This is a genomic window from Psychrobium sp. MM17-31 (assembly GCF_022347785.1).
Lineage (GTDB): Bacteria > Pseudomonadota > Gammaproteobacteria > Enterobacterales > Psychrobiaceae > Psychrobium.
In genome coordinates this window covers 234,760-252,689 of sequence record NZ_JAKRGA010000001.1, presented here as the reverse complement: position 1 = coordinate 252,689, position 17,930 = coordinate 234,760, and the positions used below count along the sequence as shown (strand labels likewise).

Below are 17,930 nucleotides of genomic sequence, written 5' to 3'. Positions count from 1 at the left end.
ATTCTCTAGTGTAATGCACCAGTGAACGGTAGGCGTGAGCAGATGTCTGCTTCGGCGATAAGGATTTCTTCAAGACGTGCGTCTACTTCGGCTTTGTCGAAGTATTCGTAAGCGAGTTCGATGAATAAATCTTTGTGTTTGGCTTCTGATTTAGCGATGCCGTCGTAAAAGTCTTTGTCTTTGCCCGGTGGTAGGGCTTTGGCAACCATAGAAAAACGCTCGTAACCACGGGCTTCGATAACACCAGCAACGATTAGGCGATCTAGCATAAAGTGCTTGCCGCCGCGGCGAAACAGATTACGGATTTCGGTGATGTACTGGTCGCGTTTGTCTTGTCCTAAAATTACGCCGCGCGCTGTCATTAGCTTTAACACCTGCTTAAAGTGAATCATTTCTTCGAGTGCTAAATCGGTCATGGCGCGCACTAGTTTAGCGCGATCTGGATAGTGAGATAGCATTGACATTGCCATGCCTGAGGCTTTTTTCTCGGCTGAAGCGTGATCTTGCAAGAAGAACTCGAAGTTCTCCATCACCGCGTCTGTCCACGCGTCTGGGGTATCAAATTTTAATTCAAACATAATTCTTTTGTTAGGTGCTTTATTTCTTGGGCGGGATTTTACCTAAGGCAATCACATTAGGTAAAGGGCATTTATCCACGTTTTTGATTCAAGCTAAGTTTTTAGCTACTTATTTATTCTCAAGGTAATCGAGCTTGTCGATGCGGCCGCGGCGGGTGGACTCAACCTTATATTCACTTTCAACTTGCTTCCATGCGGTAACTTTGCCGCCAATATTCACACGTTCGAAATCATCTTTGTCACTATCAGTGATCCCCACAAAATCTAATAGAGCTTGATAGCTGCCTGCTTGGCTGACATCGATGCTAAGTAAATCTTGCTCACGGCCTTTAAAATACGCCTCGATTCCTTGTTGGTGACGCTGATAACACTCGATAAGAAAGTCATCGCTAGCGATATTATCTGCGGTGAGAGGCTGAAAAATGTCGTGATAGCAACGGCGCAGATACGGATTAAAACCGCCGTCGGTGCGTTGTAGGTTGTGCAGCATGCGTTCTAGCAATTGTCGAATCGATGGTACCCATACGTTCATTTCGCGCTTTAAGTGAATGAATTTACTGTTGGGATAAAACTTATCGAGCTGCTGGTAATCGCAAAATATTGGCGTGTCGGCAATAACTTGCGCTTGGTCGAAGGTTTTTTGGATGTAGGCGGTATGTGCGGTGGTAAAACCTAGTTCAACCATGGCTTTGCATACGCTGGTTGTCGCGGTGCGTGGCAGGCCGATAATAAAAATTTTGTTGGAAATCACAAAAGCTCTTCACGATGGTTACTGAAAATAGGCGGGCAATTATCGCAAATGCACGTTGCTTTTGATATCGCTTTTCGTGGTTGACTCTAGAAGTTGGGTAAAATTGTTACAAATTGCTGTTTTAAAGCAAAAAAGTGGGTGATTGGTTTGCTCATCAACAGCGATGGCGATATATTAACTCCAGTTTTATTTCGCGGTGGTTTGGGAGCTATCCCCCACTGTTTCACAAACAATTCAAAGAAGAATAACAATGAAAAAAATCGTTCCTTTGGCTATTTTATTAGCCGTGACTCAGGTGGCGTGTAATGACGCAAAACAAGAAGTCGTTAAGAAAGTTCCTGAAATTAACCAACAAACTGTAACCAATGACGTCACTTATTTAGCCTCTGATGAGTTAGAAGGTCGCGCTACATTTACTCCAGGCATCACCAAGGCGGCTGAATTTATCGCTAAGCGCTTTAAAGAAGCCGGGCTAAAGCCACTTGACGGTTTACAAAGTTACGAGCAAAGCTTTTCACTTTACAACGTTAAAGCAGATTCTGTTGCGGTAAACCTAAATGGTGAAGCTATCAGCAGCGAAAACGTTGCCGTTGCCACAAGCAACGAAATGCTAAATTGGGACGATTCAACGCCAGTTGCGTTAACTGTGATTGGTAAAGACGATGATTTTCGCGCCAAAGTTGGCGAGTTGAATCAACGTGGTGGCAGCAATCTAGTGGTAATTGACCCTGCACACGAAGGCATGTTTAAGCGCTATCAGGCGTACTTTGGTGGCGGTTTGAACAAGTTTGAAATCAATACTAACAACACGCTAGTGATGGTTGTGACGCCATTAACTGACATTAAATCTCTTGCCGTGAATGTGACCAACACTGTTAAGACACAAGCATTATCAAATGTAGTTGGTGTGTTGCCTGGTAAATCTAAAGAAGTTGTGTTGTTCTCAGCGCATTACGACCACCTAGGTGTTGATGAGCAAGCGGAAGGCGACAAGATATACAACGGCGCCGATGATGATGCGTCTGGTACAACTGCAATCATGAACTTGGCGCAATACTACCGCGATCAAGGTGATAATCAACGCACACTAATATTCTCAGCATTTACTGCTGAAGAAATTGGCGGCTATGGCTCTAAGTATTTCTCAACGCATATCGACGCCGATAATATCGTAGCGATGGTAAACATTGAAATGATTGGTAAGCCGTCTAAATTTGGCGCAGGTAAATTCTGGATGACGGGTTATGAGCGTTCTAACCTTGGCCCATTGATGAATGAGTCTTTAAAATCAATCAATACTGAAATCTACCCAGATCCTTATCCTGAGCAGCGTTTATTCTACCGCTCTGATAACGCAACTCTGGCGCGTTTAGGTGTTCCGGCACACAGCTTTTCGTCAACTCAGCTTGATAAAGATAAGCACTATCACAAAGCGTCTGACGATGTTGCTAGCCTTGATCTTGAGTCGATGACCCAAGTGATCAAATCAATTGCTATCGGTAGCCAAGCCTTAGTTGATGGCAAAGCAACGCCGACCCGTGTTGATACGTCTAAAGTTAACAAAAGCGGTTTAATTTATTAGGTATTAGTGGGCTAAGTAACTCGCTAAGCCCATGGTTAGAGATTGTTATGAAAAAGAATGAACGGGCTATCCGTTTAACCATTGCTGCTTTAATGGTGGTATTTGGTTTGTTGTCGTTGTCACAAGCAGGTTATTTTGTTATCCGCTTCTTGGCCATTGACCAACCGTTAGAGCCAAAAGCTGTGAGTTTATTTGTTGGCAGCGCGTGGCGCACCTATTGGATGTTCTTTGGCGCCTACCTAATTCAATTTCCTCTTAAGCAAATCGTCGCCCGTAAAGGCTTATTTACCGCAGTAATGGCAAGTTTCTTTATTTGTTTAACTACGTTATTCATGTATTACTAAGCGTGAAACTAGCCACATTTCAGCGTACAGGTGTATACATTTGTACGCTGATTTCGCATAATACGCGCCAATTTATCTAATCACTGTTTTAGGGCGCCAATGATTGCTGTACTTCGTGTCATTTTTTTACTTCCACTAATTATTATTGCAATAGTCGGTGGTATCCTCATCTGCCTTATTCGTCCATTTCATCGTGATAATACTTTTTTGATGTCAAAAATGTTATCGGGATTTGCACCACTTTTCGGTATTAAGCTGATTGTGCGTGTGCCGCAGGATTTATCAAAAACATCGAAAGTTGTAATTGGCAACCATCAAAATAATTTTGATGTAGTCACCATTTCTGCTGGTGTAACACGCGGTGTGGTAAGCCTTGGTAAGAAGAGCCTGATTTGGGTTCCATTTTTCGGTCAGCTGTATTGGTTAAGCGGCAATATCTTAATTGACCGCAAAAACAAATCTAAAGCGGCGGGCACCATCGCACAAACTGCCGAAAAAATGCTAAAAGACAATTTATCGGTTTGGATTTTTCCTGAAGGAACCCGCAGCCGTGGCCGAGGCTTATTACCTTTTAAAACGGGTGCATTCCACACGGCAATGCAAGCTAAAGTCGACGTGGTGCCGATTGTTATGAGTAGTTCTGATCACATCAGCCTAAACCGCTGGAATAATGGCGTTATGATCATTGAAAGTATGCCACCAATCGATGTTGAAACCATCAACAAAGACAATGTGCGTGAAGTAGCAGCTAAAGCACACAGCGATATGCAAGCCAAGCTTGATCAGCTAGACGCAGAAGTTGTTAAGCTCAACGAAAAATAACGCCCATTGCGGAATATTTAGCGGTATAATACGGCTAATTATTTGATAGAGAACAATCATGTCTGTAGAAAAAGAAATTCAACATCAGCACGCTGATAATCGCGAGATTGTTGAGAGTATTTTAGCTGATGGTAGCAACCCAGATGCTGAATACCCAATTGAGCATCACCTTTCTTGTGCTAATTTTGACCAACTAGAAAAAGCGGCAGTAGACGCCTTTAAGTTAGGATTCGAAGTGTCAGATGCCGAAGAACTTGAATTGGATGACGGCGCAGTCATTTACTGTTTTGACGCGACTATTGACCACAAACTTGAGGTTGAGCGTTTAGACAAAGATACTGAAGCTTTAATTCGTTTAGCGTTTAAGCACAAAATTCAATATGACGGTTGGGGCACTTACTTCATCGATGAGAACGGTGTTGTGCAAAGTGACGAGCTCGACGACGAAGAATACTTCGAGTAAGAATTTGTGTTGTGAAGAAAGCGAATCTGATGATTCGCTTTTTTTATCGCTAAATTTGGACAAATCTAACGGCTGTTCAATGGAGTATCAATGGTCATTCAAATAACTAACGCAGCACCATCAGCAAGCGAACTAGCACAGTTCTATAGCGAAGCCGGCTGGGTGGAAACGCCGAGTATTGATGAAATGCAAGCATGCGTTGAATCCACATCATCTATTTGGTTTAGTGCCATGGATGATGGTGATAAGCGTTGTGGGATTGCCCGTGTAATAACAGATGGTGCGCGTTATGCTTTTATCGTTGATGTAATTGTTAGTCAGTCACATCAAGGGCAGGGTATTGGCGACAAGATTATCAGTGAAGTGGTGCGTTATTGTCGCGAAAAACAGTTTGCTAGCGTTAACTTGTGGCCTAGTGAGGGCTTAGTACCGTTTTACGAAAAACACGGATTTTATGCGTTAGGGCCGCGACAACCGCATATGAAGTTGAAATAGCCTGTGTTATATTGCAGTACTCTTATAATTCAAGGAATGAATGTTGAAGTTTTCTATTCGCCCGCAAATCCATAAAACCACGTTTTATTTTATTGTTCCCTTTCTCTGCTTTCAGTTTGCGTATCTTTACTTAAATCCATTCGGTCAAGATGAAGGCAAAGTGATGGCGATATCTTTTATGGTGATCGTGATTCTTGTGTTGAAAGGATTAATGTCGTTATTTTTGCCATTCTTTCAGGAAGTTAATGTTGATGGATATTTTATAAATCAATCAACTGAGTGGGGTGGAGATGTCACTATTGATATTCGGGAATTGGATTTAGCACTCAGTAGTAATACGGCTAGCCATATCGAGTTAGTGACCATACAAGGACAGCGATTAGAGTTTTTTAGTACGACGTTTCGAGCGAGTGATTTGCAAAAACTCGCTCAACATATCGATGAAATGCTAAAGAGTCGCGATTAACCTGCTGCTTTCTTAGCTTCTAACAACGCTTTCCAGTGCTGAATATGCGCTGGTGGCTCAGGTGATACTAAATCAGGTTCACCCGCTAATTCCATCAATTTTTGGCTTGGCACAGGTTTGCGTTTGTGAACGAATAGTCCGCGCAAGTGGGCGATAGCATGAATGGTATCGCCACTCACAAAGCGTTGTTCCATATAAAAGTATTTTTCATCCCAACAGACTAGTCGCGACTCGATGGTGCATTTTTGCCACGGACGGACATCTTTAATAAAGGTGATTTCCGTTGAGCTTACTACTGGCAGCCATTTGCGTTTCATGATTTGTTTGAACATGCCGCTGTCTGAAATCATTTTGGTGCGGGCCAAATCCATTAAGGCTAGGTAGCGTGAATTGGTAAGGTGCGCGTTAATATCGATGTCTAGCGGCAGTGCTCTAAACTGGTATTTACTGGTGGCAGTAATCGATTGACGGATTTTATTGCGGGGAATCTCCCACAGTAATAAGTAAAACAGACGAAGGTATAAATTCATAAATTTAGAGTAATAATTCTAATTGAGTGGGTGCAATACTAGCAGTAATCAAACAATAAAAAAATAATGGCTTGAAAAATGATGAAATGGCCGCAAATAACTGATTAATCCCGTTTATTGAGAAAGCACATGTCTAACATCGTTGAATTAACCATTGAAAATTTTCAAACCACGCTTATTGAAACCTCGCCAGAGCAGTTAATTGCTGTTGAGCTTTATTCACCGCGCGATGAAGCGGGCAAAGCGATGTCACATGACTTAGCGACCTTGGCCAATGAATTAGGTGATGCCATTGTGTTGGCACGTGTAAACTGCGATGAGCAACCTCAAATTACCCAGCAATTTGGTGTGCAATCTGTCCCAACCTTGGTATTGATTCGCGCGGGTAAGCCACTTGATGGCTTAACGGGAGTTACGCCGATAGAGCAGATCAAAGAACTGCTGTTTAAATATCTACCAAAACCAGAAGATGACTTGTTGCTAAAAGCCAATGCGATTTTGCTCGATGAAAACGGCGATTCAAATCAGGCTTTTGGTTTTATAAAACAAGCGTACGAGCTGGATCCTAGCCGCATCGATATTAAGTTGTGTTACAGCGAGATCCTAGTAAAAGTTGGTCAACTAGAAAATGCTAAAGCACTGCTTGAAAGCTTTGCGTTAGAAGATAAGAACGCGAGCTACCAGCGCATAGTTTCTTTATTAGAGCTCGCAGAAGAGGCGGGGCAGTCGCCAGAAATTACCGCACTTGAACAACAACTAGCGGCAACGCCTGATGATATGGCGGTTAAATTGACGCTTGCTGTCAATTACTCTCAGGCCAATCGTAGTAGCGATGCGTTAGATTTACTGTTTGAGATCTTAGCGGTGGATTTAAACTTCGATGATGCCAAAAAGCGTTATTTAGATATCGTTGCAGCACTGCCTGATGGCGATCCACTAGCCTCTAGCTCACGTCGCCGTTTATACAGCTTACTTCACTAATCTTACTGTCTGGCGTTGTTATGCGGTTTTGATCTGTAAATCATTACCGCAGCGGCGACAGCGGTAAATTGCCCCTTTTAATACCTTGTTGTGACGCCTTATCGTCAATTTCACCTCGCCACAATCACAAAAATAATCAAAGTGCTTAATACCAATGTCATCGATATTATATTGATGAGTGCGATGAGGTGGGCGTTCAAAAACATTGATCATCATGTGCTGCCACTCCCTGCCATGGGGGGCCGTTTTCCCATAAATTTGCCACACTAATAAATGGGCGATTTCGTGAGGCACGACGTGGTAAAGAAAGTGCTCGATGTTTTGCTGATAAATGGCTGGATGGAATTTGAGGGTGTTTTTCTGCAGCAGTGCACTGCCGGCGATCTTTCCCCGCTGATTGAATAACACTTGAGGTCTGGGGAAGGTGCGACTGAGTTTGCTTTCAGCTTTGGCGTAACAGTTTTCTACTGTGGTGAGTAAGTCTGATTGTAGTTGAGTGGATAGCATTTTTAGCTCAGTAAAAAGCCAGTGGGTGTTTATTACCGCACTGGCTTTTTGGCTTTTAAGAAAGCTTATCTGTTGCTACGTGATACGTTGGATCTTCCATCACGTTAACTTCAACACAGTCACTTGCCTTAGTGAATAACTCTTTACACTCTGGGCTTAGGTGACGCAGGTGTAATTTTTTACCCGCTTTGCCGTAGCGCTCTGCTAATGCGTCGATAGCTTCGATACCAGAGTGGTCATAGACGCGTGATTTTTCAAAGTCGATAATCACATCGCCAGCGTCTTCTTCAACTTTAAATTGCGATTTGAAATCGCTAATTGCGCCGAAGAACAATGGACCTTCAACTTGGTAAACGGTTGAGCCGTTGTCGTCGGTTGAACGCTTAACGAGTACGTGTTTAGCGTGCTCCCAAGCAAATACTAATGCCGATACAATCACACCAACGATTACAGCGATTGCTAAGTCAGTTGCTACTGTTACGCCTGATACTAAGATCAGAATAAAGGCGTCTGATTTAGGGATCTTCTTAAGCGCGCGGAAGCTTGACCATTCAAAGGTGGCAATAACAACGATAAACATAACACCGATAAGTGCCGCTAATGGGATTTGCTCGATTAAACCCGAAGCAAATAAGATGAATCCAAGTAGGGCAAGTGATGCTGTAATACCCGATGCACGACCACGGCCGCCAGAGTTTACGTTGATCATCGATTGGCCGATCATCGCACAACCACCCATGCCGCCGAAGAAACCGTTCGTAGTATTCGCAAGACCTTGCGCCACACATTCTTTGTTACTTTGGCCGCGCGTTTGCGTTAACTCGTCAATTAGCGTTAGGGTTAATAAAGATTCAATTAAACCGATAGCCGCTAAAATCAGCGAGTACGGTAAAATAATCATTAGTGTTTCCCACGTAAATGGTACATCAGGAATGATAAAGCTAGGCAATTCACCTGCAATCGATGCTACATCACCAACGACTTTGGTTTCTATATCAAGGCCAATTACTGTCAGTGATACTATTACGATGGCAGCAAGGGCAGAAGGTACTGCTTTGGTTAACTTAGGCAAGAAGTGAATGATTACCATCGTTAGCGCAACTAAGCCAAGCATGGTGTAGAGCATTTCGCCTTGCATCCATTGCATTACACCGTTTTCATCGGCAACTTTAAATTGTCCTAGCTGAGCTAAGAAAATAACAATCGCCAAGCCGTTTACAAACCCAAGCATTACTGGATGCGGTACCATCCGAATAAACTTACCGAGTTTAAACACCCCAAACAGAAGTTGTAAGATACCCGTGAGCACAACGGCAGCAAAGAGATATTGCACACTGTGTTCGACCACTAACGACACCATTACAACAGCCATAGCGCCAGTTGCACCAGAAATCATGCCCGGACGACCGCCGAAGATAGAAGTGATCAAGCCCACCATAAAGGCGGCATATAGACCAACGATAGGATCAACATTTGCCACAAAGGCAAAGGCAACGGCTTCTGGCACTAGGGCGAGGGCAACCGTGAGGCCCGAGAGTATATCAGCCTTAAGGCTAACTACTTTATTAATGTGTAGCTTGAGCATGATTAGTTTCTTTAGTTTGGGAATGGGTTGTAGGGCAAATGCCTACAAAAAGCGCTAAATTGTAGATTTTTGGTGGAAAAAGTCAACCAAAATCAAGGGCGGGTAAAGGAAGTGTGAACAAAAAATAAAGGCCACCAAAAAGGTAGCCAGTTATTCTAAATTAACCGTAATGGCTAATTTTTAAAGTGCAGTTACATTGAGTGCTTGTGGACCTTTAGGACCGTCTTCTACTTCAAACTGAACTTCTTGACCGTCGGCTAGTGTTTTGAAACCTTCGCCTTGAATTGCTCTAAAGTGAACAAATACATCTGAGCCACCTGAGCGTTCAATAAAGCCAAAGCCTTTCTTTTCATTAAACCACTTAACGCGACCTGTCATTGTAGCCATAATAGCCATTCTCCATTTTATATATTGATTGAATAGGCAACCGCTGCACTATTCAAACTCGCTATTTTATATTGGCTATCAAGTGAACTGCCTAAATAACAAGCATATTGATTCTAGCGCATAATTTTGAAAAGTAAACATCATTCAAAATATCAGCAATTTAAGGCGTAAAACCGCGCTAGAATTGGTATGGATTAGATCAAATCGCTGTGGTGAATTGCCACAAATTTTTCATAAAGTGAGTCTTGTGATTCGACGCGCTCAGGATCAACTTCAATGCAGTCGATAGGGCACACAGCAATACAGGTTGGCTTGTCGTAATGACCTACACACTCGGTGCATAGGTCGGGATCGATCTCATAAATAACCTCACCATAACTAATAGCTTGGTTAGGGCACTCTGGCTCACACATATCGCAGTTAATGCAATTGCTTAAGATCTTAAGTGCCATGATTAGCCTCGAGTGCTCTTGTCTTGCGGTAAATAGCGCATGATCAGAGCGTAGGTTAAATCAATTTCACCATCTACTGGGATTGAAACGATGTGGCCGGAGCCTGGTGCAACATCTGTCTCTTCCCCTTTTTTGTTGCGCATTGATTCGAGGGTAAATACAACGTTACCTTGAGGCGTCATTAGTTCTAGCGTATCACCAACAACGAATTTGTTTTTAACATCAATAATTGCATCACCGTTATCATCGCGTCCCATCACTTCGCCAACAAACTGCGCGCTGTCGGATACTGAGTGACCATAATCGTAGTTTTGGTACTTATCATGAGTGTGGCGACGCAAGAAGCCTTCGGTGTAACCGCGGTGTGCTAGATGATCGAGTTGTGAGCTTAGTGCAGGATCATAAGGCTTGCCAGCAACTGCATCGTCGATGGCGCGGCGATATACCTGCGCTGTTTTTGCACAGTAGTAGAACGACTTGGTACGGCCTTCGATTTTTAGTGAATGAACGCCCATTTTAGTCAAGGGCTCAACCATTTCCACTGCACGTAAATCTTTTGAGTTCATGATATAAGTGCCGTGTTCGTCTTCGAACGCTGGCATGTATTCACCCGGACGATTAGGCTCTTGCAACAAGTAGATATTGTCGGTGGTTTCACCTTCACCCAGCGTTGGCTCAACCACTACAGGCTGCGCTAGCGCTTCAGTCTGTGAATTGTCGTTGTCTTGTGGCGCTGTTGCAACGACATCACCAGTCTCATTTTCTTGTGCATCATGGACACCGTATTTCCAGCGACAGGCGTTGGTGCAAGTCCCTTGATTTGGATCGCGTTTGTTGATGTAACCCGATAATAAGCAGCGACCAGAGTAGGCCATACACAATGCGCCATGGACAAAAACTTCAAGTTCCATGTTTGGTACAGCTTCGCGAATTTCTTTAATCTCATCGACTGATAACTCTCGCGATAAGATGACGCGTTCAATGCCTTGGGTCTCCCAAAACTTCACCGTAGCCCAGTTTACCGCGTTTGCTTGCACTGATAGGTGGATTGGTAACTGCGGGAAAGCTTCACGCACCATCATGATCAAACCGGGATCAGACATTATTAATGCGTCTGGATTTAGATCCACCACGGGTTTTAGATCGCGAATATAAGTTTTGAGTTTGCTGTTATGAGGCGCTATGTTACTAACAACGTAGAATTTTTTGCCAAGTTCATGTGCTTCTTTTATGCCGATTGCTAAGTTTTCTAAATTAAACTCATTGTTGCGCACACGTAGGCTGTAACGCGGTTGACCAGCGTATACAGCATCGGCGCCATAAGCAAAGGCATAACGCATGTTTTTTAAACTGCCAGCTGGGCATAATAATTCAGGAATGAAAGACACTAAAAACGACCTCTTTAATCTCGGGGGCGAATATTTTAGAGAGCAGGCTGTTGCAGTACAACGTAAAGCTAGCATTGTTTATATCAAAATTGATTTAAGTCAATTTTGATAACTTTGCAGGGATAATCCCGCTGAAATAAAAATTCACAAAAAGAGCATAAATATTCATTTTATGGTTGTTTATACTCAGCGATTGAATTATCTTATGCAGCTATAAGATAGATTAACTATTAAGTTAGGTCTAAATTTAAAGATTATCTGTAAAACGACGAGTTGAATAATTCGTCAAATGTGTGAGAGTGAAATGAAATTATCAAACTTAGCAGGCAAAACCGTTGGCGTATGTGTATCTGGTGGACTGGACAGCAAGACAGTGACCAAACGTTTAATGGAAGAGAATATTAACGTTATTTGTTTTTCGGCTGATTTAGCACAGCCAGATGAAGATGATATTCAGAATGTTGCTCGCAAGATGGAGCCGTGTGGCGCAGAAACAGTATTGGTCGATCTTAAGAAAGAGATGGCTGACGCGTGTTTTGCGGCCATTAAAGCCAATGCTACTTATGATGGTGGCTATTGGAATACCACAGGTATTGCTCGTGCGGTAACCGTGCAAGGTTTGGTAAAAGCGATGAAATCGCGCGGCGTTAACATTCTAGCCCATGGTGCGACTGGACGTGGTAATGACCAGATGCGTTTTGAGCGCTACACTCGCTCGCTAGCGCCTGAAATGGAAGTATATGCACCATGGCGTGATGCCGATTTACTCGAACAATTCCCTGGTCGTAGTGAAATGGCGGATTACTTGGCGACGTTCGATATTCCAGCTGTGGTTGGTATGAAAAAGAAATATTCAACTGATGCCAACCTTGCTGGTTTGTCTCATGAAGCAGAAGATTTAGAAAGCCTAGAAACGTCGATGCTCATTGTTGAGCCAACCATGGGCGTATGGCCGCAAGATGCGCCTGATGCGGTTGAAGAAGTGACTATCGATTATGTAGCTGGCGAAGCCGTGGCCTTTAATGGCGAAAAACTAAATCCATTCGATATGATGACCAAGGCCAATGAAGTGGGGGGCCGCAATGGCGTTGGCATGTCCAATGCGTTGGAAAACAGAATTATTGGTACCAAGAGTCGCGGAGTATATGAAGCGCCGGGCATGGAGCTATTAAGCCAAGGGCTACAAAATATCTTACAAGCGACTTTAGACAGACGCGCGACTGCGCTGTATGAGAGCTTAAGTAAGGTGATTAGTGATCAGTTCTACGATGGTCGTGGTTTTGATGTAGCCACTAAAGCGGCAGTCCAAGGTATTGAAACGCTGACTGCTAGCGCAACCGGGACTGTGAAACTTGGCTTGTACAAAGGTAATGTATTCTTCTTGTCGATGGGCGATATTGCAGCCTCACTTTACAACGAAGAAGATAGCTCAATGGAAGCAAGTGATGGTTTAAATCCTGAAAGCTCTCAAGGGTATGCCGATATTTTATCTGTTGAAGCATGTGCTTTAGCAAAAGCTGGTCAGTTCGAAGGAGATAGTTAATCCAGCTTTATTTTTATTCAGATGAGACCTTTGGCCGCTATTTATAGCGGCTTTTTTTGTGGCGTTAGCGTAAACTGGCTGGACAGTCTAGAGGTATAAAAATATGAACCGCAAAAAGAAAATCAAATCGATTCTTGAAAAGAAACAAAAGAAAAAGAACGGCAAGTTAGCCCACAACAATAAACCCAAGTATATTTCGAAAGCGGAGCGCGCCAAGCTAGAAGCGCTGCAAGCTCAAGAAAATGATGATGGTGCTATACAAACTGAAGCTATTACACCATCTGTAGAATCACAGTCGCCTGAAGAATCTTAGTCTTCCGAAGAAGTTAAGCCGTCTCTATAAAATTTTTAACCTTCGTTATTAGTGCATTGGGAAATTGACGGTAATCGAGATACGGCGTCAGTAATAGAAGCTGTTCATTAGCATTTTTCGCTGATTTTACTTGGTATTCTTCATCGATATTGCACCATTTTCGATGGCCTAACTCGAATGATTCGGCGTGGTTTTTGCCGCATAAATATTCAATTTTACTCGCGTTTCCCAGTTGTGTTGTAAAGTTAAGATAAACTTCATTTACAAGCCTTTGGTCGCGAAATTGCTGCCAATTGTCACTATCATCACATAACTTGGCGATGATAACGAAAATTTTCCGCCAATGATTACCGTTAATATCGACGATTTCTGCTACGTCGTAGCCTAGCTCACCGACAATTGGCACGTTTGGTAAATTAAAACAAAACTTACTACTGGGATTACCTAAGCCGATAATTTGTTGATGGTTATTGGTCAATATTTGATTCATTCTGTGATTTAACCTAATACGTAAAAATACGTAGCATTTGATCTAAATTAGGAGTATATATTAGTAAAGCTGTAATATTGAGCTGTAACGCTGCATCAATACTTTATGACACATGAATTCAATGCAGTATTTTTATAAAATTGGAAATGGAAGCGAAGATTTATGTCTACTGCCAATGCATTACGTACCATCTTAATCGAAAAACTCAAAAGCGATGCTTTAGTTCTACCAACCTTACCAAAAATTGCCATGAAAGTTCGAGAAGCTGTGGCAGATCCAGATACTAACCTCAATGATATTGCGGCGATTATTGCACAAGATGCAGCATTGTCTGCACGCTTAATTCGCATTGCAAATACGGCGCATTACAGCCGCGCTGTTCGCGTTGAAAATCTTCAAGCTGCGGTAACTCGTATTGGCATGCGCCAAATTAAAAACATTGTGATGGCACTGGCGATGGAGCAGTTATTTGTTTCTAACAATGAGTTAATTGCCACTTACCTTGCTAAAACGTGGAAACGCTCTACTGAAGTGGCTGCTTATGCGATGGCATTGTTTGCAGTGCACAAAGAAGAGAACAAGCACACATCGCTACAAGTTGATACCTTGTCACTTGCTGCGCTGCTACACAACATTGGTACTTTGCCAATTTTAACGGAAGCCGATGGCTACCCAGATGTATTCGCAGAGCCTGAATTTTTAGAGCGTGCAATTAGCGATCTTCACAATCACATTGGTTTATCAATCGTTAAGGCATGGAACTTTAGTGATGATATGGCAGAGTCTGTGCGCTACTACTCAAGCAGCGACTATCAGACTGATGAAATTAGCTACTTAGATTTCGTGCGCTTTGCTGTGTTATGTCAGGCGAACGAGGCAAACTTAGCTGGCGCAAGCGATGCCATGGCATCATTTGTTGAGAAAGGATTGATTGATTCAGTAGACGATCTTTCAAGTGATACTTTCACTGATGAACTAGCGGCGGCACGTGCAACCTTTGCATAATCCCGCAATTAGTTATACGAAAACGGCGCTTTGATAGCGCCGTTTTTTTATTGTCTTCTATTTCTTAAGAAGTATTAGCGGTTATTGTCTCGCCTGACGCACATTACTTGGCGCCGTTTCGAAGTTTGAACGAAACGGGTTAATGTCCAATCCTCCGCGACGGGTATAACGGGCGTAGACAGTGAGTTTTTCGCAGTGACACAGCTCGCTTAAGTCGCTAAAGATACGCTCGACACACTGCTCGTGAAACTCGTTGTGTTGGCGAAATGAAATCAGATAGCGCAAAAGGGCTTCGGGATTTATTCTCGGCCCCTGATAATTGATCTCCACTGTGCCCCAATCTGGTTGGTTGGTGATCAAGCAGTTTGATTTGAGCAGGTTTGAGTGCAGTGATTCACTGACAATGTCATCTGAAGTTGAATCGTTTAAATAATCACGTGAGAATTCAAAGTCGGTAATTTCAATATCGAGCTCATCAATGCATTCTCCTTTCGGGCCGACGATTTGCTGTGCAGGAAAGTCTTTAGCGAGGATGATTTCAACCTTGACGTCACCTTGCGCACAAGCGCTTAAATCTGTCTCAAGTTGCTTTACTACTTCGATTTCATCAGCAAATTTATGCTGGTTGTAGCTGTTTAGATAGAGTTTAAATGACTTAGACTCTACTAAGTTAACGCTATCAAATGGCACGCTAAAACTCGCCATCGCTACTACTGGCTTACCTTTGTTATTGAGCCAAGACAGTTCATAACCCGTCCAAATATCAACGCCAGTAAATGGTAGGCTGTCGCCGAGGCTTAAACCATCGCGATTTAACGAACGCGGCACACCTTGTAACAGTTTTGCGTCGAAGCTGTTATCATACTGCGTCTCTTTGCCTAGGCTAAGAGATTGAAGTTCTGGGGCGTTTTCATAGTGAGACGATGGCTCAGTCATAAAGGTTTCCAACGATTAAGAGAATTGAATGAATCACACTGCACATGCACTTGCGGATTTTGCTGGCGATTATAGCAAAGCCTGTGAAAATGAAACGCAAAAATTACCACAGGTTGTTTTTGATGAGAGTTGGCGCTCGCCCTGTGAAATTACGGGTAGTGAAGACGGTGACAAAATCAGCTGGCAACAAGTGAGCCAAACGTCTGAGTTTGATTTTTCTGATATTGAATCTGCGTTAGAGCTATCGTTGCATGAATCAGTCAAAGCCTTTTATGGTAGCTATTTAGGGGCGAGTTTGTATGGCAGCTTCGGTGATAAACAATACGAATTAATTCAGTGTTGGAACGAAGAAGATATTAAGCGCCTATGTGAAAATATCATTGGTCATATTTTGATGCAGCGAAAGCTAAAGCAATCACATACTGTGTTCATAGGTAGCGTCATTAATAGCCATCTTATGGTTTGTGTCGACAATGAAAGTGGCGCTGTGGTGCTAGAAGTTCCTGGGGATGATAACCGCATCGAATTAGCGCCGTCCTTGGCAGAATTTCTGAAGGCATTAACGCCATTAGCAACGCCTGATGAAGAGTTAGCTTATCAAGCCCCTGTCGATATTAAACCTGGACTCATGCCGCGCCTAAAAGAAGTGATGCGCAGTCTTTTAGGGCGTCAAAAATAAAAGCGTGAGTGGGCTTAATTGTAATCCCACGACAAGTTTGATACTAAGCGACAATCGTCACATTTAAAATCAAATACTTGGTGAATGGGCTCATCTAACGCCCAATCACCACCGCAACTTGGGCAGCGGCGCTGCTGTTCGCTTTCTTTGCTTTCTCCACCCACGCGATAAAGGTAATAATAAGTGGCAATGCCACTATTTGTTTCTAATTGAGCGACTAAGGCCCTGCCACGTTTGGCGAGCGAGCTGTCGACATCACCAATTTCTGTTAAAGCGGCAAATTCGGCACTGCGACCGTTCATTTGCAATTGATCGCAAGCTTGCCAGTCTTGCTGCCAGTTAATTAGCTGTTTATAGCAGCCATTGGCAAGCTTGGGTTGGCGATACAGTGGGATCGGTGCAAAGTGTTCGCCACAGCGTAATGGCGAGCAAGTTTGTACATAGCTGGTATAGAGGATTTGCCAGCTTGGCGTGTGCTCTGGATCAGACATATCCGAATGTAACTCTTGGCCGAGAATGTCAATCTTGGGTTTTAGTAAGCCTGCATCACTTAGAGCGTCTAGTGCGCGGTTGACCGCTGTATTGTTGTTTTGATAGGTGAGGGCATCTTCAGTTGGACAAAGCGCTTGAGTGACGAATTGCCCGTCTTTAAGCAAGCATGGAAACTCGTTACCGATGATTTGACCGTTGTATTTTAGCTCGGTAATTAGTCCGGAAATAGCGCGCTCTGCTGCGGTGAGCGTCGTATCTTCAAAACATTCGAAGATGAGTCTTTTTAAAATCATTTTTCGTTTCCTAAATGCACTTCTACCAAGCGTTGCAAGTCGTTGAGTTGTTGCTTGGTTGCTTTGAGCTCTGCTGTCAGCTCGGCAACTTGTTGTGAAAGTTCGGCGATGTCTGCTGATTTTTCAACAATCGACGTGTCGACACTAGGTGCTTGAGGTAATAGTTTGGCCACGTCATTAGCACTCAAATTCATTGTTTTTTGAAGAACTTTGATAATTGATGGCATAGGAGCAGGGGTTGCCAGTTTTCCTTTAACCGTTGCTACAGTAGGCTTTTTGTTTTCTACAAGTAATTGATGAACTGCAATTAATATATCATTTTCCATGTTTTAACTCGGCTTGTGTCTCTAATTGATAATTTTATCACTTTTATAGTGAATATTTAGCAAAAAAATATTCTAATTTTTAGAATCATAATCATGGTGTTGTAATTACAAATAGTTTGTATAGACAACTTACTGTTAATAAAACTTTACGATTTTACAGTGTTTTTATTACTGTCATTAAAACAGTGGTTTAGCTTGCACGAAGCGTAAATAAATATGCCGCCCCTTTGCTGTCCAAATAATGACCTAGTTACTCCTTCGCTTGATGCAGCATTTTTGTTATTTTGGCGGCTTTTTTAATAGTTTTCACTTAAAAGCCCTATAAAAGTATATTTTTTTATAAGAAAAGCCGAAATGTCTATTGCGGAGCTAGAAAAATAATGGTTAATATCAGGTAACGGTTATTTCATCCATGTAACATTTTCGTGATGACTGTTTCTTTCTTATTGTGTTGTTTTCTATCATTAAGCGTTCACAACCAAGAAAGGCTGTCATCCTCATACAATGTTGAATGATTAAAGT

At 42.8% G+C, this 17,930-nt stretch carries 23 protein-coding genes; 11 read left to right on the top strand and 12 right to left on the bottom strand.

Annotated features, from left to right (window positions below):
• Window positions 1-5: 5 nt before the first annotated feature.
• The gene (locus MHM98_RS01055; protein WP_239437214.1) at window positions 6-578 is read right to left on the bottom strand and encodes a tRNA-(ms[2]io[6]A)-hydroxylase; all 573 of its coding nucleotides are present in this window, start codon (window positions 576-578) and stop codon (window positions 6-8) included.
• A gap of 109 nt (window positions 579-687) precedes the next feature.
• A complete protein-coding gene (locus MHM98_RS01050; RefSeq protein ID WP_239437213.1) occupies window positions 688-1,329 on the bottom strand; it encodes a sulfotransferase in 642 nt (213 codons plus the stop codon).
• Between the two features lie 250 nt (window positions 1,330-1,579).
• Between MHM98_RS01050 and MHM98_RS01045 the strand changes: the two genes are divergently transcribed.
• The 6 genes from MHM98_RS01045 (at window position 1,580) to MHM98_RS01020 (ending at window position 5,501) form a co-directional block, all read left to right on the top strand.
• The gene (locus MHM98_RS01045) at window positions 1,580-2,911 is read left to right on the top strand and encodes a M20/M25/M40 family metallo-hydrolase (RefSeq protein ID WP_239437211.1); all 1,332 of its coding nucleotides are present in this window, start codon (window positions 1,580-1,582) and stop codon (window positions 2,909-2,911) included.
• 47 nt (window positions 2,912-2,958) lie between these two features.
• Window positions 2,959-3,255 (top strand): hypothetical protein, encoded by a 297-nt coding sequence (locus MHM98_RS01040; RefSeq protein WP_239437207.1) that lies wholly within the window; start codon window positions 2,959-2,961, stop codon window positions 3,253-3,255.
• 99 nt (window positions 3,256-3,354) lie between these two features.
• Window positions 3,355-4,077: a 1-acylglycerol-3-phosphate O-acyltransferase gene (locus MHM98_RS01035; protein WP_239437206.1), complete on the top strand. Its 723-nt coding sequence runs from the start codon at window positions 3,355-3,357 to the stop codon at window positions 4,075-4,077.
• A gap of 58 nt (window positions 4,078-4,135) precedes the next feature.
• Entirely contained in the window at window positions 4,136-4,540 is a 405-nt protein-coding gene (gene rraB, locus MHM98_RS01030; protein ID WP_239437205.1) for a ribonuclease E inhibitor RraB, read from the top strand.
• Window positions 4,541-4,630: 90 nt separating this feature from the next.
• Window positions 4,631-5,035, top strand: coding sequence for a GNAT family N-acetyltransferase (locus MHM98_RS01025; RefSeq protein ID WP_239437204.1), 405 nt, complete (start codon window positions 4,631-4,633; stop codon window positions 5,033-5,035).
• A gap of 43 nt (window positions 5,036-5,078) precedes the next feature.
• Complete coding sequence (locus MHM98_RS01020; protein WP_239437203.1) at window positions 5,079-5,501, top strand: hypothetical protein; 423 nt, start codon at window positions 5,079-5,081, stop codon at window positions 5,499-5,501.
• On the opposite strand, the gene MHM98_RS01015 is transcribed toward MHM98_RS01020, so the two are convergent.
• Window positions 5,498-6,031 carry a thioesterase family protein gene (locus MHM98_RS01015; protein WP_239437201.1) on the bottom strand — a complete coding sequence of 178 codons (534 nt, stop codon included), beginning with the start codon at window positions 6,029-6,031 and terminating at the stop codon, window positions 5,498-5,500. The genes MHM98_RS01020 and MHM98_RS01015 overlap by 4 nt on opposite strands.
• A 129-nt stretch (window positions 6,032-6,160) precedes the next feature.
• Between MHM98_RS01015 and MHM98_RS01010 the strand changes: the two genes are divergently transcribed.
• A complete protein-coding gene (locus MHM98_RS01010; RefSeq protein WP_239437200.1) occupies window positions 6,161-7,012 on the top strand; it encodes a tetratricopeptide repeat protein in 852 nt (283 codons plus the stop codon).
• Between the two features lie 18 nt (window positions 7,013-7,030).
• On the opposite strand, the gene MHM98_RS01005 is transcribed toward MHM98_RS01010, so the two are convergent.
• From MHM98_RS01005 to yegQ, 5 genes are all read right to left on the bottom strand, one after another.
• Complete coding sequence (locus MHM98_RS01005; RefSeq protein WP_239437197.1) at window positions 7,031-7,519, bottom strand: SprT family zinc-dependent metalloprotease; 489 nt, start codon at window positions 7,517-7,519, stop codon at window positions 7,031-7,033.
• A 55-nt stretch (window positions 7,520-7,574) separates the two neighbouring features.
• Entirely contained in the window at window positions 7,575-9,104 is a 1,530-nt protein-coding gene (locus tag MHM98_RS01000) for a SulP family inorganic anion transporter (protein ID WP_239437195.1), read from the bottom strand.
• Between the two features lie 180 nt (window positions 9,105-9,284).
• Window positions 9,285-9,491 carry a cold shock domain-containing protein gene (locus MHM98_RS00995; protein ID WP_239437193.1) on the bottom strand — a complete coding sequence of 69 codons (207 nt, stop codon included), beginning with the start codon at window positions 9,489-9,491 and terminating at the stop codon, window positions 9,285-9,287.
• A 194-nt stretch (window positions 9,492-9,685) separates the two neighbouring features.
• Window positions 9,686-9,943, bottom strand: coding sequence for a YfhL family 4Fe-4S dicluster ferredoxin (locus MHM98_RS00990; protein ID WP_239437192.1), 258 nt, complete (start codon window positions 9,941-9,943; stop codon window positions 9,686-9,688).
• Window positions 9,944-9,945: 2 nt separating this feature from the next.
• Window positions 9,946-11,331, bottom strand: coding sequence for a tRNA 5-hydroxyuridine modification protein YegQ (gene yegQ / locus MHM98_RS00985; RefSeq protein ID WP_343229197.1), 1,386 nt, complete (start codon window positions 11,329-11,331; stop codon window positions 9,946-9,948).
• Window positions 11,332-11,635: 304 nt separating this feature from the next.
• Between yegQ and argG the strand changes: the two genes are divergently transcribed.
• The gene (argG, locus tag MHM98_RS00980; protein WP_239437189.1) at window positions 11,636-12,874 is read left to right on the top strand and encodes an argininosuccinate synthase; all 1,239 of its coding nucleotides are present in this window, start codon (window positions 11,636-11,638) and stop codon (window positions 12,872-12,874) included.
• Window positions 12,875-12,977: 103 nt separating this feature from the next.
• Complete coding sequence (locus MHM98_RS00975; RefSeq protein WP_239437188.1) at window positions 12,978-13,187, top strand: DUF2986 domain-containing protein; 210 nt, start codon at window positions 12,978-12,980, stop codon at window positions 13,185-13,187.
• Window positions 13,188-13,200: 13 nt separating this feature from the next.
• Here the strand turns inward: MHM98_RS00975 and MHM98_RS00970 are convergent, their stop codons facing one another.
• Window positions 13,201-13,677, bottom strand: coding sequence for a hypothetical protein (locus MHM98_RS00970; RefSeq protein ID WP_239437187.1), 477 nt, complete (start codon window positions 13,675-13,677; stop codon window positions 13,201-13,203).
• A 162-nt stretch (window positions 13,678-13,839) separates the two neighbouring features.
• Here MHM98_RS00970 and MHM98_RS00965 point away from each other — a divergent pair, with 162 nt between their 5' ends.
• Window positions 13,840-14,682, top strand: a complete 843-nt coding sequence (locus MHM98_RS00965; RefSeq protein ID WP_239437186.1) for an HDOD domain-containing protein — start codon at window positions 13,840-13,842, stop codon at window positions 14,680-14,682.
• Between the two features lie 81 nt (window positions 14,683-14,763).
• On the opposite strand, the gene queF is transcribed toward MHM98_RS00965, so the two are convergent.
• Window positions 14,764-15,618: an NADPH-dependent 7-cyano-7-deazaguanine reductase QueF gene (gene queF / locus MHM98_RS00960; RefSeq protein ID WP_239437183.1), complete on the bottom strand. Its 855-nt coding sequence runs from the start codon at window positions 15,616-15,618 to the stop codon at window positions 14,764-14,766.
• A 28-nt stretch (window positions 15,619-15,646) separates the two neighbouring features.
• Between queF and syd the strand changes: the two genes are divergently transcribed.
• A complete protein-coding gene (syd, locus tag MHM98_RS00955; protein WP_239437181.1) occupies window positions 15,647-16,297 on the top strand; it encodes a SecY-interacting protein in 651 nt (216 codons plus the stop codon).
• Between the two features lie 14 nt (window positions 16,298-16,311).
• Here the strand turns inward: syd and MHM98_RS00950 are convergent, their stop codons facing one another.
• Together MHM98_RS00950 and MHM98_RS00945 are read right to left on the bottom strand one after the other, a co-directional pair.
• Window positions 16,312-17,082, bottom strand: a complete 771-nt coding sequence (locus MHM98_RS00950) for a Zn-ribbon-containing protein (protein ID WP_239437177.1) — start codon at window positions 17,080-17,082, stop codon at window positions 16,312-16,314.
• Window positions 17,079-17,408, bottom strand: coding sequence for a hypothetical protein (locus MHM98_RS00945; RefSeq protein WP_239437176.1), 330 nt, complete (start codon window positions 17,406-17,408; stop codon window positions 17,079-17,081). The genes MHM98_RS00950 and MHM98_RS00945 overlap by 4 nt, the downstream gene beginning before the upstream one ends.
• Window positions 17,409-17,930 lie beyond the last annotated feature (522 nt).